The organism is Allocoprobacillus halotolerans (assembly GCF_024399475.1).
Classification (GTDB): domain Bacteria; phylum Bacillota_I; class Bacilli_A; order Erysipelotrichales; family Coprobacillaceae; genus Allocoprobacillus; species Allocoprobacillus halotolerans.
Genome location: NZ_CP101620.1, coordinates 2,367,692 through 2,380,298, shown reverse-complemented (window position 1 = coordinate 2,380,298; position 12,607 = coordinate 2,367,692). Strand labels below are relative to the sequence as shown.

At 30.0% G+C, this 12,607-nt stretch carries 16 protein-coding genes and 1 other annotated feature; of the genes, 3 read left to right on the top strand and 13 right to left on the bottom strand.

Annotation, left to right across the window (positions count from 1 at the left end; all coding sequences use genetic code 11):
- Positions 1-2: 2 nt before the first annotated feature.
- From pepD to NMU03_RS14010, 5 genes are read right to left on the bottom strand one after another with little or no spacing between them, the layout of a single operon-like run.
- Positions 3-1,157, bottom strand: coding sequence for a beta-Ala-His dipeptidase (gene pepD, locus NMU03_RS14030; protein ID WP_290139168.1), 1,155 nt, complete (start codon positions 1,155-1,157; stop codon positions 3-5).
- Positions 1,106-1,477, bottom strand: coding sequence for a hypothetical protein (locus NMU03_RS14025; RefSeq protein WP_290139166.1), 372 nt, complete (start codon positions 1,475-1,477; stop codon positions 1,106-1,108). Before NMU03_RS14025 ends, pepD begins: the two co-directional genes overlap by 52 nt.
- Positions 1,478-1,486: 9 nt before the next feature.
- Positions 1,487-1,618 carry a hypothetical protein gene (locus NMU03_RS14020; RefSeq protein ID WP_290139164.1) on the bottom strand — a complete coding sequence of 44 codons (132 nt, stop codon included), beginning with the start codon at positions 1,616-1,618 and terminating at the stop codon, positions 1,487-1,489.
- Positions 1,594-2,208 carry a pseudouridine synthase gene (locus NMU03_RS14015; protein WP_290139162.1) on the bottom strand — a complete coding sequence of 205 codons (615 nt, stop codon included), beginning with the start codon at positions 2,206-2,208 and terminating at the stop codon, positions 1,594-1,596. Before NMU03_RS14015 ends, NMU03_RS14020 begins: the two co-directional genes overlap by 25 nt.
- Entirely contained in the window at positions 2,177-2,461 is a 285-nt protein-coding gene (locus NMU03_RS14010) for a ParB N-terminal domain-containing protein (RefSeq protein WP_290139161.1), read from the bottom strand. The genes NMU03_RS14015 and NMU03_RS14010 overlap by 32 nt, the downstream gene beginning before the upstream one ends.
- A gap of 108 nt (positions 2,462-2,569) precedes the next feature.
- On the opposite strand from NMU03_RS14010, the gene NMU03_RS14005 reads away from it, so the two are divergent.
- Positions 2,570-3,319, top strand: a complete 750-nt coding sequence (locus NMU03_RS14005; RefSeq protein WP_290139159.1) for a MurR/RpiR family transcriptional regulator — start codon at positions 2,570-2,572, stop codon at positions 3,317-3,319.
- 67 nt (positions 3,320-3,386) lie between these two features.
- On the opposite strand, the gene NMU03_RS14000 is transcribed toward NMU03_RS14005, so the two are convergent.
- The 4 genes from NMU03_RS14000 to NMU03_RS13985 form a co-directional block, all read right to left on the bottom strand.
- Positions 3,387-4,169: an ABC transporter ATP-binding protein gene (locus tag NMU03_RS14000; protein WP_290139157.1), complete on the bottom strand. Its 783-nt coding sequence runs from the start codon at positions 4,167-4,169 to the stop codon at positions 3,387-3,389.
- Entirely contained in the window at positions 4,169-5,029 is an 861-nt protein-coding gene (locus NMU03_RS13995; protein ID WP_290139155.1) for an ABC transporter permease, read from the bottom strand. The genes NMU03_RS14000 and NMU03_RS13995 overlap by 1 nt, the downstream gene beginning before the upstream one ends.
- Positions 5,030-5,042: 13 nt before the next feature.
- On the bottom strand, positions 5,043-6,017 hold the full coding sequence (locus tag NMU03_RS13990; RefSeq protein ID WP_290139153.1) for an ABC transporter substrate-binding protein: 975 nt from the start codon (positions 6,015-6,017) through the stop codon (positions 5,043-5,045).
- 119 nt (positions 6,018-6,136) lie between these two features.
- Positions 6,137-6,373, bottom strand: a binding site (T-box leader).
- 87 nt (positions 6,374-6,460) lie between these two features.
- On the bottom strand, positions 6,461-7,183 hold the full coding sequence (locus NMU03_RS13985) for a prepilin peptidase (RefSeq protein WP_290139151.1): 723 nt from the start codon (positions 7,181-7,183) through the stop codon (positions 6,461-6,463).
- A 208-nt stretch (positions 7,184-7,391) separates the two neighbouring features.
- On the opposite strand from NMU03_RS13985, the gene NMU03_RS13980 reads away from it, so the two are divergent.
- Positions 7,392-8,765, top strand: a complete 1,374-nt coding sequence (locus NMU03_RS13980; protein WP_290139149.1) for an MATE family efflux transporter — start codon at positions 7,392-7,394, stop codon at positions 8,763-8,765.
- A 17-nt stretch (positions 8,766-8,782) separates the two neighbouring features.
- On the opposite strand, the gene NMU03_RS13975 is transcribed toward NMU03_RS13980, so the two are convergent.
- From NMU03_RS13975 to NMU03_RS13965, 3 genes are all read right to left on the bottom strand, one after another.
- Complete coding sequence (locus NMU03_RS13975) at positions 8,783-9,625, bottom strand: histidinol-phosphatase HisJ family protein (RefSeq protein WP_290139147.1); 843 nt, start codon at positions 9,623-9,625, stop codon at positions 8,783-8,785.
- Between the two features lie 67 nt (positions 9,626-9,692).
- Complete coding sequence (locus NMU03_RS13970; protein WP_290139145.1) at positions 9,693-9,959, bottom strand: hypothetical protein; 267 nt, start codon at positions 9,957-9,959, stop codon at positions 9,693-9,695.
- Between the two features lie 34 nt (positions 9,960-9,993).
- The gene (locus NMU03_RS13965) at positions 9,994-10,896 is read right to left on the bottom strand and encodes a hypothetical protein (RefSeq protein WP_290139143.1); all 903 of its coding nucleotides are present in this window, start codon (positions 10,894-10,896) and stop codon (positions 9,994-9,996) included.
- Between the two features lie 138 nt (positions 10,897-11,034).
- On the opposite strand from NMU03_RS13965, the gene NMU03_RS13960 reads away from it, so the two are divergent.
- Positions 11,035-11,631 carry a LexA family protein gene (locus NMU03_RS13960; protein WP_290139142.1) on the top strand — a complete coding sequence of 199 codons (597 nt, stop codon included), beginning with the start codon at positions 11,035-11,037 and terminating at the stop codon, positions 11,629-11,631.
- A 28-nt stretch (positions 11,632-11,659) separates the two neighbouring features.
- Here the strand turns inward: NMU03_RS13960 and NMU03_RS13955 are convergent, their stop codons facing one another.
- Positions 11,660-12,589, bottom strand: coding sequence for a GNAT family N-acetyltransferase (locus NMU03_RS13955; RefSeq protein ID WP_290139140.1), 930 nt, complete (start codon positions 12,587-12,589; stop codon positions 11,660-11,662).
- Between the last annotated feature and the right edge of the window lie 18 nt (positions 12,590-12,607).

Below are 12,607 nucleotides of genomic sequence, written 5' to 3'. Positions count from 1 at the left end.
CTCTATAATGTTTCTAAAAATGCCACAAGACATTCATAACTTCTTAAATAAGACGCTAAATCTAATTTTTCATCAGGTGTATGTACATTTTCCATATTTGGACCATAAGTAATAATATCTAAATCAGGAATTTTTTGTTTAAAGACACCTGTTTCTAATCCACCATGTGTTGCCACTTCTTTTAATGGTTGATGTGCATATTGTTGATAGAATGTTTGAAATTGTTCTCTTAAACGTGAATGAGGATCATAATCCCATCCGGGATATTCATTAGAAATTTGAACAGAAGCCCCGTATAAATGAGCAATCGTTTCTAATTGCATACTTAATTCATCACGTAAACTTTTTACTGGAGAACGTAATGAGTAATCAATTGTAAAACTATTCTCATGTGTACGAATAATACCCATATTTAATGATAAAGTTGGTAATTTTTCGATGACTGGTGACATTTCTAACATCCCATTTTGACATAAATACATGATAGAAATCATAGCCTCACTATCTTTGGCTGTCACACAGACATCACATTCATCTTGATGCAAATCAACATAGAATCCTGAATCAGTGATTTCTAATTCTTTTTTGATTGTTTCTTCCATTTGTCCTATATGATAAGCTAACTCATCATAAGATTGAACACTAGCAAAAGCAACTGTACATTCACGAGGAATCGCATTATTTTTTAATCCTCCAGTAATATCAACTAAACGAATATCCATACCTGCTTTTAATAAATGAAACAAAATACGTCCAGCAATTTTATTGGCATTTCCACGTCCTAAATGAATGCATCCTCCAGAATGCCCACCTAGTAATCCCTTGATTTCTAAAACATAAACAGGTGTTTGATTATCTTCACCCATAATTTCTTTTGTAATCAACAAGTCATTTCCACCTGATGATGAAACACATGTTTCTCCTTCAGCTTCATTATCCAAATTAATCAAACGTTTAGCTTTTAATGAACTTGTGTCTAATTCCATTGCCCCACAAAGCCCAATTTCTTCTTGTACAGTAAATACACATTCTAAAGCTGGATGTGATAATGTTTCATCAGTGAGTAATGCTAACATATAGCAAACACCACAACCATCATCTGCTCCTAGAGTTGTTTGAAATGCATGTAAAAAACCATCTTCCACATATAATTGCAATGGATCATTATCAAAATCATGGTCGCTTTCTTTGTTTTTTCATTCACCATATCAATATGTGCCTGCAACATCACAGGTTCATGATCTTCATAACCTTTTGAAGCCTCTTTAAAAACAATCACATTATGCATTTCATCACGTTGATAACGTAAATGATGTTTTTTGGCTAAATCAACAATATAATCAGCCAATTTTTCTTCATGATAAGAACCATGTGGTATTTGTGAAATCTCTTCAAAATAACGATATATAAGTTTATTTGTATCTAATACAGTCATATTTCTTCCTCCAATTTCTGCTACAATTATATCAATTTTCATTTCTTATGTCTATCTTAAAGCCTGTGATAAAATATCCTTTTCCTGATCATTTAATGCACGATATTGTCCATATTCAAGAGTTGAATCTAAAGAAATATTTGCAAAGGAAATACGTTTTAAAGAAACAACTTGATTAGACATGGATAAAAACATTTTTTTATTTGATGATACTTGCCTTCTTTCAATGTCACTCGACAATGATATTCATCTATAATTTCTAAATGCGCAGGTAAACATTGAATATTTTGATCAATTATGATTCCTGCTTGAAAGCTTTCAACATATTCTAATCCTATGGGATATTTTGTTTTGACTTCATACATTTTTTCTACATGATTTTGAGGTAACAAAAGTTTTTTTGATAACGATTTATCATTTGTGATCAATATAAAACCTGTTGTATCTTTATCCAACCTTCCCACACAATAACAATCTTTTTCATCAATGAAATCTAATAAACAAGGAGTATGTTCATCACGCGAAGCACAAATATAACCTGCTGGTTTATTCATCATGTAATAAACAAATGGTGATGCGCTTATTTTTTGACCATTCACGATAATATCATCATCTTTTTGTACAAGATAACGAAAATCTTTGATACATTGTCCATTGACTTGAACAAATCCCTTTTTAATCAAATTTTTACATACTTTCACATTGCCAAGCTGATTTTTCATTAGCACAAGATATAAATGTTTAATGACTATTTCTTCCTTTCCAACAATCATTAGAACGAACATTACCATTATTTTTAATAATCACCGGCACAAGTGAACCACGCTTATATTGGGGATTATCTTTTAAAATATCATGCAAAACTGATAAACGTTTATGTCCATCAATACATTCATAATATTGTTCTTCTTGATTAATTGTTATGGGAAATGAAAAACCAATTCTTAGTATCGATTGATAAAGTGTTTGTGGATATTTTTGATAATCAAAATGAATATCAGCAATATCAATTTTATTTATACGCATACAACCATCTCCTTATATTTTTATTGATTATATCATTTTTTTCAAAAAAGCAAAATCTTTATGTATTTCTTTTTAAACATGTTATAATGATGTATAAGGAGGTATTCTATGAACATATTATTAAGCCGTATTTTAACTTATTTAAATGGAACATTATTCCATGACTATAATTATAAAATCTGTACATTTATTATTTTTCATTATTTAGAAATGGAAGATATGAGCGAAGAAGAATTTTTAAAAAAAGGATGCTTTAAAAAAGAAGAATTATATGCATTTATTGCTTTATTAGGTTTTTATGAATACGAAGAATTTAGAGAAACTCTCGTCAATCATCATCAGACACGTTTAAATCAAATTCGTGTCAGAATGATTGGTGTCGATAGTCGTGAATTCATTGAAAAAATGGATAAAGATTGTAGTGATGATGAAATGCAGAAAATCATTAGTGATATTTGTCAAAAATTATATCGCGCTAAAAGAATTGTTGTTTTTGGTGCCTTATATCCTATTTCTATTGCAATTGAATTACAAACTGATATGATTACCTTTGGTAAACCATTTATCCAATATCATAACTATGATCCTATTGTGATGGACGAACATGATGTCGCTATCGTTATTAGTGCAACAGGTCGTTATCTTGAAGGATTCAAAAAATCAAAAGCTGATGTTCATATTGATAAATCACAACAAATTTTAATTACACAAAATAAGAAATATTTAAAATCTGAAACATCACCTAATTGTAAAGTCATTTATGTTCCTGGTAAGTTTGATAGTATTAATTTCAATTATCAAATTATGACAATTTGTGATTTGATTCGTTTACACTATTTCCAACAGTATTATCTTTAAAGATTGTTATATATAACAGTCTTTTTTGCAAAAAAGGTATAACTTTTATCAGTTATACCTTTTTATCTTATAATAATAAACGATCATTATAATCATGTGTTTTAGATGAATACAAATGAATCAGTTTGTCAACTGTTAAATCCTGTTTACGTTTTTCATCAATGAAATCTATGATTTTTCCATCTTTCATAATCAATATCTTTTGACCATACTTTAAAGCATCTTCCATATTATGTGTGATCATTAATGTTGTCATTTTTTCTTTTTTCACAATCTTTGCTGTTAAATCTAAAACTTTTTGAGCAGTTTGAGGGTCTAATGCAGCCGTATGCTCATCTAACAATAAAAGTTGTGGTTTCCCATAAGTTGCCATCAATAACGATAAAGCCTGACGTTGTCCTCCTGAAAGAACACCCACTTTTGTATCCATACGTTCTTCCAATCCAAGATCCAATTCTTTTAAGGCTTCTTGCATCAGATGACGTTGTTTTAATGAAATAGGAGTTAAACGAAAATAATGTCCATGACAACTTGCCAGTGATAAATTCTCTGCAATTGTCATTGAAGGAGCTGTTCCCTTTAGAGGATCTTGAAAAAGGCGACCAATAAAACGTGAACGCTTATGTTCTTTTAAAGATGTAATGTCTTGATGTTCAAGATAAATGCGTCCCTGTTGGGGAGTAATTGCGCCACAGATTGTTTGAAACAACGTAGATTTTCCTGCACCATTACTTCCAATAATTGTGACAAAATCACCTTTTTGTATTTGCAGATGAATATGTGATAAAGCAACTTTTTCATGAATCGTATCAGGATTAAAAACAACAGAAATATCTTGTAGTTCTAACATTATTTAACCCTCCCCTTTTTCAATTTTGTGAAAATCAAAGCGACCACAACCAAAAGTGCTGACAGTAATTTTAAATCTGTTGAAGGAACTCCTATTTGTAAAGCAATTGTCAATATTCCTCGATAAATCACAGCACCTAATATGACTGCTAATAACTGATAAAAAATCTGATCTTTTTTAATAAACGCCATTCCAATAATGATACTTGCTAATCCAATAACCATCATGCCTGTTCCACTTTGACTATCAGCAAATGATTGATGTTGAGCATAGATAGCTCCTGATAATGCAACTAAACCATTTGCAAGTGTAAGTCCAATGATTTTCATCAAATCAGCATCAATAGATGACGCTTTGACCATATCTTCATTATCCCCACAAGCACGTAAGGCCAGTCCAAACTGCGTTTTTAAAAAATAGTTAAGACAAAGAAAAATAATGAAAACAAAAATGACAATTAAAATCAGTTGTGTATAATCTTTAAAGAATGAAAAAGAAGTAAAAATAGTTGAACAATCAAACAATGAAATATTAGGTGAATCATTCATGATTTTTAAATTAATAGAATACAGCCCTGTCATAGTTAGAATACCGGCTAACAATGATGCGATTTTTAACTTGGTTGTTAAAAGTCCTGTGATAAGTCCAGCCATCATACCAGATACAAAAGCTAATAATAATCCTAAAAATGGATGACCTGATAAAGTCAATACAGCACTGACTGCACAACCTAGAGTAAAACTTCCATCAACAGTTAAATCTGGAAGGTTTAAAACTTTATAACTTATATATAAGCCAAGTGACATGATTGCAAAGATACCACCTAACTCTAATGCTCCTATAATAACAATCTGATTCATAAATGTATCACCTCTACATCATTTGTAATGCTTCGTCTTGTAAAATACTTTCTGGTAATGAAATACCTATTTGATTCATTACATCATCATTAACATAAATATTTAAATTTTCTTTAAACACTTTCACTGGTATATCACTCACATTTGTTCCTTTTAATACTTGATCAACCATATTGGCTGTTTCTTTTCCTAATTCTTCATAATTAATACCAACACTTAAAAAACCTCCGTCTTGAACCATTGAATCAGCTCCTACATAAAGTGGAACTTTAGCCTCAATACAAGCATGACTAACAACATTCATAGCACTGGCTACAGTATTATCATTAGGTGCAAAGACAGCATCACATTGACTTGCTAAAACATCAATAGCACTTTGAACTTCATTCACATTTGTAATTGTTGCTTCTTTGATTGTTAAATCATGTTTCTTTGCATAATCTTTAGCTTTTTGAATATTGGTTACTGAATTTGCTTCACCTTTATTATAAATCACACCTAAAGTTTTTAAATCAGGATTCACTTCTAAAGCTTTATCTAAAATCAAATCAACTTGGATTTCATCACTTGTTCCTGTTATATTTTTATCTGGTTTTTCTAAAGATGATGTCAATTTTGCACCCACTGGATCACTGACTGCTGCAAAAACAATCGGAGTCGTTTTTGAAAGTGATGCAACAGATTGGGCAACAGGTGTTGCGATTGCTACCACAACATCTGGATCTTCAGATTGAAATGTTTGGGTAATGCTTGCTGCAATATTGTTATCACCTTGAGCGTTTTTAAAAATGTACTCAACATTTTCACCATCTTCATATCCCAAATCTTCCATTTGTTGATCAAAAGCAGCTTTTATTGTATCTAATGATGTATGTTCTATATATTGAACAATTGCTACTTTTTTAATTTTAGAATTTGTATTTTGACAACCTGTCATTAATGAAACTACACATAATGCTATTAATAAATATTTAAATAATTTTTTCATAGTCCTATCTCTCCTTATTTATATTCTATTCAATGATTATAAAAAAGAAGGACACCATCGTTTCAATAACATAATCATTCTCCTTTCCGATTGGCATATAAACAAAAAACACCTGTCCATCAAAGGACAGATGTTATCATCTGCGGTACCACCTTTATTGGTTATATAAAATAACCCACTCACTAAAATGCCAACACATTTTTGCTTTGTAACGTAAGCTCACGTCGCAGGATACTCGTTACCTTTCCCCTTTGCCCTCGTGGGTCCATTTACCTAACTGCCACTATCTAGCTTCCACCATCCTAGACTCTCTTGAAGTACATCTTTAAGTTTTATCTCCCACTCATTGGTTTCTTTTTTATAACTTATCATAATCTTTAAAATATGTCAATATATTTAGTATAAAAATAAATGATTTAAAATATTCTTTGGAATAAACAAAATCATAATCCATATATTCTTAAAAGCTGTCGTCCCCAAAACAACGAAATGAGAACACCAAAACAAAGGAAACCACCAAATGCCATATGACTTTGACGTTGAACCTTTTTACATAAAAGTAAATAACTCGCATAAAGACCACCAGTTAAAACAGCAATAATAAAAGCCAAAACAATCTGTTTCCAACCAAGTAAATAACCACTAACAATCATCAGTTTGATATCACCACCACCAAAACTCTCTGAAATACAATGATTCATCAAAAGCATTGGTATACTTACAGCAAGCATCCCAATGATTCTATCAAGCAATGGAATCTTTATATAAAATGACAACAAAATCACTAAAATGATTTCTAATAGGATGGTTTCATCTGGAATAATCTGCCATTGTAGATCTATCAAAGACACCGTAATAAAATCCATAATCAATAAATAAATCAATAAAGCTTTCAATACTTGTTTTTCATTGACAATCATAAATACAAGCAAACAGCCACTAAATGTTTCAAAAAGTGGATACCACAGTGATATACGACGTTGACAATAACGGCATCTTCCTTTTAACATAAAATAACTAACTATTGGTATTAAGTCCATCCATTTTAAAGGCATTAAACATTCAAAGCAAAAACTTCTACCCTTTATAATATCCAACCCTAAAGGCAAACGATCTTTACATAGCTGAAAAAACTTCCTATAATCGTTCCTAAAATAAAAAACCACACATATAAAAACATCTTCATTACCCCTTTCATCGATATTTTTATAGTTGGTTTTGTTTCATATTTCGACATTATTTTACCATAAAAACATCTCTTTTCCAACAAAAAGTATTTGACATTTTTCATTTTTTCTATAAAATATTTTATGCTGAAAAGCTATAGATTTCTCTATTTCTGATTTATAAATAGAAAGATCTATAGCTTTTTTTATGGAAGGAGAATTTATTTATGAAAAAAGAAATCCAATGGGTTATAAACCCATTCTTCCCCTTTTGATGTCAATGGCATTTCCGCCTATGATTTCAATGCTTATTCAATCATTATACAATATCATTGATAGTATTTTTGTTGCACAGTTAGGTGAAGCTCCTTTAACTGCTGTTTCACTTATCTATCCTTTACAAAATCTATCATTAGCTTTTTCTTGTGGTGTGGGAATTGCAATGAACGCTATTATTGCTAGACATTTAGGAGCACATAACGACAAAGAAGCTTCATTTGTTGCGAGTCAAGGTATTGTGATGACACTTTTACACTCTTTATTGTTTATTGTATTGGGACTATTTTTTATTCAACCGTTCTTAAGTCTTTTTACTCAAAATGCTGATGTTATGCGTTATGGACAAGAATATGGTATGATTGTTATTACATTCACTTTTTCAACTTTCATTCATTTAGCCATTGAAAAAATGTTTCAAGCCTGTGGAAACATGATTATTCCTATGATTATGCAAATGGTTGGTGCAATTGTTAATATCATTTTAGATCCTATTTTGATTTTTGGTTATTTTGGATTACCAGCTTTAGGAGTTAGCGGTGCTGCTCTTGCAACTATTATTGGACAATTCAGTGCATGCTTTTTATCTATTTATTTATTTTCACGCTATAATTCCCATATTCATATTTCTTTCCGTCATTTTCGCTTCCACTGGACAACATTCAAACATCTCTATTCTATAGCTATCCCTTCAGGTGTTATGATGTGTTTACCTTCTATATTGGTTTCAGTCCTTAATGGCATTCTTGCATCTGTTTCTCAAACTGCAGTAGCTTTTTTTGGTGTCTATTATAAACTTCAAACTTTTGTTAATATGCCGACAACAGGTGTTATTCAAGGTATGCGTCCTATTATGAGTTATAATTATGGTGCTCATCAAAAAGAACGTATGAATCAAACACTAAAAATGGCAACTTTAACGATTGGAACTATTCTATTGCTTGGAACATGTTTATTCTTTATCTTCCCGGCTCCTATTTTACAACTTTTTAATGCCAACCAGGATATGTTATCTATTGGTACAAGTGGGTTGCGTATTTTATCACTAAGCTTTATCTTTTCAACATTTGCGATTGTGATGTCTGGTGTATTTGAATCTTTAGGCAAAGGCTCTGTTTCATTAATTATCACACTTACAAGACAATTCATCATCATTATACCTTTATCATTTATGTTATTACCATCAATGGGCTTAACAGGTATTTGGTTAACTTTCCCACTGTCTGAACTTATCGCAACTATAATCGCATTTATTCTTTATCAAAAAGTTTATAAAAATATAAAAATAGGAAATGAAGTGAATTAACCTCATTTTCTTTCTTTTTACAACGAGTGAAAAATAGGTTGCATTTTTTCAAAAGTACAAAATTCTTTAAAACCAATATTTTTTAATAATGTTTTCATTTCTTCAATATGCGCACCTAATTCACCTTTATTATGACAATCACTGCCAATTGTTAAAATTCTACCACCTAAATCATAATACAATTTTAAAATATTTTGAGATGGCATTGTATCATCTAAACCATATTTTACAGAAGATGTATTTAATTCAATTCCTTTTCCATCAGCAATAATATATCTTAAAATATCTGTAATAATCTCTTTATTTTGTTTAAAAGCATCATAATCTTCACGATCATCATAACGTTTCAACATATCCATATGTCCTAAAACACTATAATGATGGAAATTTTGAACACATTGGTACATCTCTTGATAATAAGCCTGATAATGTTGATGTTCCGTTTTTCCATTTTGAAAATCATAATTCCAAAATTCAAGATCATTGACCTGATGAATAGATAAAATCACAAAATCAAGATTATCTTTATATTGTTGATATAACTTCTCATAGCTTTTTAATCTATGTGATTGAATCCCAAATTCCAATCCCTGTTTAATACTGATTTCATTTTTATACTTCTCTTTCAATTCGTTTAATGATTGAAAATAAACTGGATAATTGACATTCATAGAAATTGTTAAATCAATATCCTCCCAAGCATCAAGAAACTCACAATGATCAGGTTTAATGCCATAATCAACATGATCCGTAAAGCAAATTTCCTGCATATTCATTTTTATTGCATCTAAAACAATATCTTCAACTAGACGTGTGGAATCATCACTAAATTCACTATGCACATGATAATCACAAAACATATTCATCCCCCTTTTATTTACATTATATAAAAAAAGGAATATTCAATCAATATTCCTTTTTCCCTATTTATGCATGTTCAATGGCTGTTGCTAAATGAATTCCACGCTTAAACTGAATAAAACCATATTCAAATATAAATTCATTTACACAATCTTCCAAATCGTCAATTTCTTCTTCATTTAAAGTGACTTGTCCATTAACGACATGTTCATGTAGACGATCCATAAAATCAAAATAACGAATATGCACTTGTTCAAGCATCATTTCTTCATCATGACTTAAAATCGTATCAGAAGTATATATATCTTTTAAAACATTATCCATATCACACATAGTTCTTTTCTCCTTACTGAGAAATCATCAAGAACTAAACTGTTTTTCCAAGTAATGAATGATTTTCTAACGAATAATGATAGTGAGGTTTCAAAAATTTCCATTTATCAAAACGCGTATTTTTATCTTTATATAATAATGATGTTTCCTCTTGATAATCTTTAAAGTCGCATAATAATATTTTCATTTCTAAATATTGATTCTGATAAGAGATAGTTTGTAAAAGTTTAACAACTGTATGATAAATATTACTATATATATTAGTATAATTTCTTAATATTTCTTCCTTTTTATAAAAATGGAGTTTTGAATCAAGTAAAATTATCTGAATATGACGAATTCCATAGTCTTTATCTTTGAGCTGTGTTACCAAGTCCAATGTTAACTTTTCAGCAATAGAACACGCCTCACGAAAATGCGTAAATTCAGTTTGTGAAACTTGACCATATAATTGAGGAAGGGTCATTTTCTCTTTTACAGGCAAAGTTGTTTCTTTTAATTTTTCCTGACAAAAATTCTTTCCAAATATCTTTTTAGCTTGTTGATAACTTAAAATACGATGTTGATCACAACCATGATGATAAATCCATTTTGCAAAATCTTTATGAAAACTCATTGCTATATGAATTTCCATACGACATTCATCAGCAATTCTTTTTTCAATTGTTTTCATCAATTGTAAACAATCTTCATCTAAAAAATATTGAGATTTTGTTAAATCAAAGAAAATATCATATGTGTTTTCTTCAAAGATATCATTACAATATTCGAATAAAATATTTTTTATTTTTTCTTTGTAAAAATCACCTTCATAACAATCATAAAAACTGTTAAGTTGCTGTTGATGAAATCTCTTTTTTAAATATTGATTTCTTTTCTCCTCTAATTGACAAATCACATCTTCCAAACAAATATAACCAATGAATGTTTTTAACATAGCTCTCACTCCTCGTTTTCTATTATAAAGGATAATGTTGCATATTTCAACTATTTTATGCAACTTATTTTATATTTTTTTATTTTTTATTTATTTTTGATGTATTTTATATTATAATATGCATATAGGAGGTATACTATGGAGCTAAAAGATATTATAAAAGATTACAAATATAGATTTCAGTTGACAAATGATGAAATTGCTCAAAAACTTGGTGTGACTAAATCAACTGTAAGTCGTTGGATTAGTGGTGATGTCAAAAGAATTCAAGATGATACTTTAAAGCGTTTAAATGAACTTTTAGGATATGATGTAGAACCCATTATCAAAGGGACTTCAATGCATTTGAAGCGTCCTATTTTAGGTTATGCAAAAGCAGGCTATGATATGTATGGTGAAAATAATTATATGGGTGAAGAAGAAGTTACTGAGGAAGATTTTTATAAAGGTGATTACTTTTTACAAATCCAAGGTGATTCAATGACAGGATCAGGTATCATGGATGGTGATTTGGCTCTTATCAAACAGTGCTCATATGCCTCAACTGGTGATATTGCTGTAGTTATGATTGGTGGCGAAGAAGTCACAGTAAAACGTATTATCAAAAAGCCAGATATGCTCATTTTAGAAGCAACCAATCCACTTGTTGAAAATCGATATTTCTCAAATGAAGAAGTCGCTACTTTACCAGTTCACATTATTGGAAAAGTTGTTTATACAAAAACATATTTTTAAAAAATTCTCATATTTGATATGAGAATTTTTATATATCACATTTCATGCTTACTAAATGTTCTTGTATATGAAAACCATTTTGACTATAGAAATGATCACTTAAAAAACCACGTATAGTTTGTAATACTAAAGTTTTTATATTTCTTTTTTTACATTCTTCTTTTACGAAATCAAGTAAATTATTTCCTAAATGGTGTCCTTGAAATTGTGGTGAAATACAAACTTCATCAATCCATAATTCTTTTCTTTCCATATAGGTCATTTGACGTCCTATAATCATTCCTGCTAATTGTCCATCTTGATAAAGAACATATGAAAAAACATATGGTGCAACAATCATTTCTTTTAAACGTTGAAAGGATTGTTCGTATGTCCATTTTTCATGCCACGGTTCCTTTTCAAAACATTGCTGAAACAAGCGTACGCAATCGTTTAAATGATAAAATTGCATAGGAATAAAGGTATGGTATTTCTGATCTAATTTTAAAATCATATCATACCATATAGCCCCGCCATGTGTAGAATTTGAAATTCCTAGGCTTATATATCCAAATTGTTGATAAAAAGAAATGAGATTTTCTTTACAAGTTAAGACTATTGCCTTTTTTTGACGAGTCATAGCTAAATCAATAAAAGCTTGCATTAATTTTTGAGCAATACCCATATGCCTAAAAGCTGGTAAAACCGCTAAACTAAACACACTTTGATTAGGATGATGAATATGATGAAATGATACATCTGTAAACATTTCATCTGATATTGTTTGATTTGAAATCATCGCCCCATTGATAAAACCAGTGATTTTCCCTGCTATTTCAGCTACTAAAAAACATTGATGAAAAGCTTGTAAGCGTTCTATCAACTGGGTTACATTTGCTGCTTCCTGTATAGGAAAACACTCTTTTTCAATTTTGGCCAATTGTTCTAAGTCTTCTTTTCTTGCAAATCTTATTTCCATAAATATTTCTCTCCTTAT

Excerpts from the sequence above, each read along its gene's own strand:
- NMU03_RS14025 (WP_290139166.1), bottom strand. The coding sequence starts at position 1,477 with ATGAAAATTGATATAATTGTAGCAGAAATTGGAGGAAGAAATATGACT.
- NMU03_RS13980 (WP_290139149.1), top strand. The coding sequence starts at position 7,392 with ATGGAAGGAGAATTTATTTATGAAAAAAGAAATCCAATGGGTTATAAA.
- NMU03_RS13990 (WP_290139153.1), bottom strand. The coding sequence starts at position 6,017 with ATGAAAAAATTATTTAAATATTTATTAATAGCATTATGTGTAGTTTCA.
- NMU03_RS13970 (WP_290139145.1), bottom strand. The coding sequence starts at position 9,959 with ATGTGTGATATGGATAATGTTTTAAAAGATATATATACTTCTGATACG.
- NMU03_RS13975 (WP_290139147.1), bottom strand. The coding sequence starts at position 9,625 with ATGTTTTGTGATTATCATGTGCATAGTGAATTTAGTGATGATTCCACA.
- NMU03_RS14010 (WP_290139161.1), bottom strand. The coding sequence starts at position 2,461 with ATGCGTATAAATAAAATTGATATTGCTGATATTCATTTTGATTATCAA.
- NMU03_RS14000 (WP_290139157.1), bottom strand. The coding sequence starts at position 4,169 with ATGTTAGAACTACAAGATATTTCTGTTGTTTTTAATCCTGATACGATT.
- NMU03_RS13955 (WP_290139140.1), bottom strand. The coding sequence starts at position 12,589 with ATGGAAATAAGATTTGCAAGAAAAGAAGACTTAGAACAATTGGCCAAA.
- NMU03_RS13960 (WP_290139142.1), top strand. The coding sequence starts at position 11,035 with ATGGAGCTAAAAGATATTATAAAAGATTACAAATATAGATTTCAGTTG.
- NMU03_RS14005 (WP_290139159.1), top strand. The coding sequence starts at position 2,570 with ATGAACATATTATTAAGCCGTATTTTAACTTATTTAAATGGAACATTA.
- NMU03_RS14020 (WP_290139164.1), bottom strand. The coding sequence starts at position 1,618 with ATGTCTAATCAAGTTGTTTCTTTAAAACGTATTTCCTTTGCAAATATT.
- NMU03_RS14015 (WP_290139162.1), bottom strand. The coding sequence starts at position 2,208 with ATGATTGTTGGAAAGGAAGAAATAGTCATTAAACATTTATATCTTGTG.
- NMU03_RS13995 (WP_290139155.1), bottom strand. The coding sequence starts at position 5,029 with ATGAATCAGATTGTTATTATAGGAGCATTAGAGTTAGGTGGTATCTTT.
- NMU03_RS13965 (WP_290139143.1), bottom strand. The coding sequence starts at position 10,896 with ATGTTAAAAACATTCATTGGTTATATTTGTTTGGAAGATGTGATTTGT.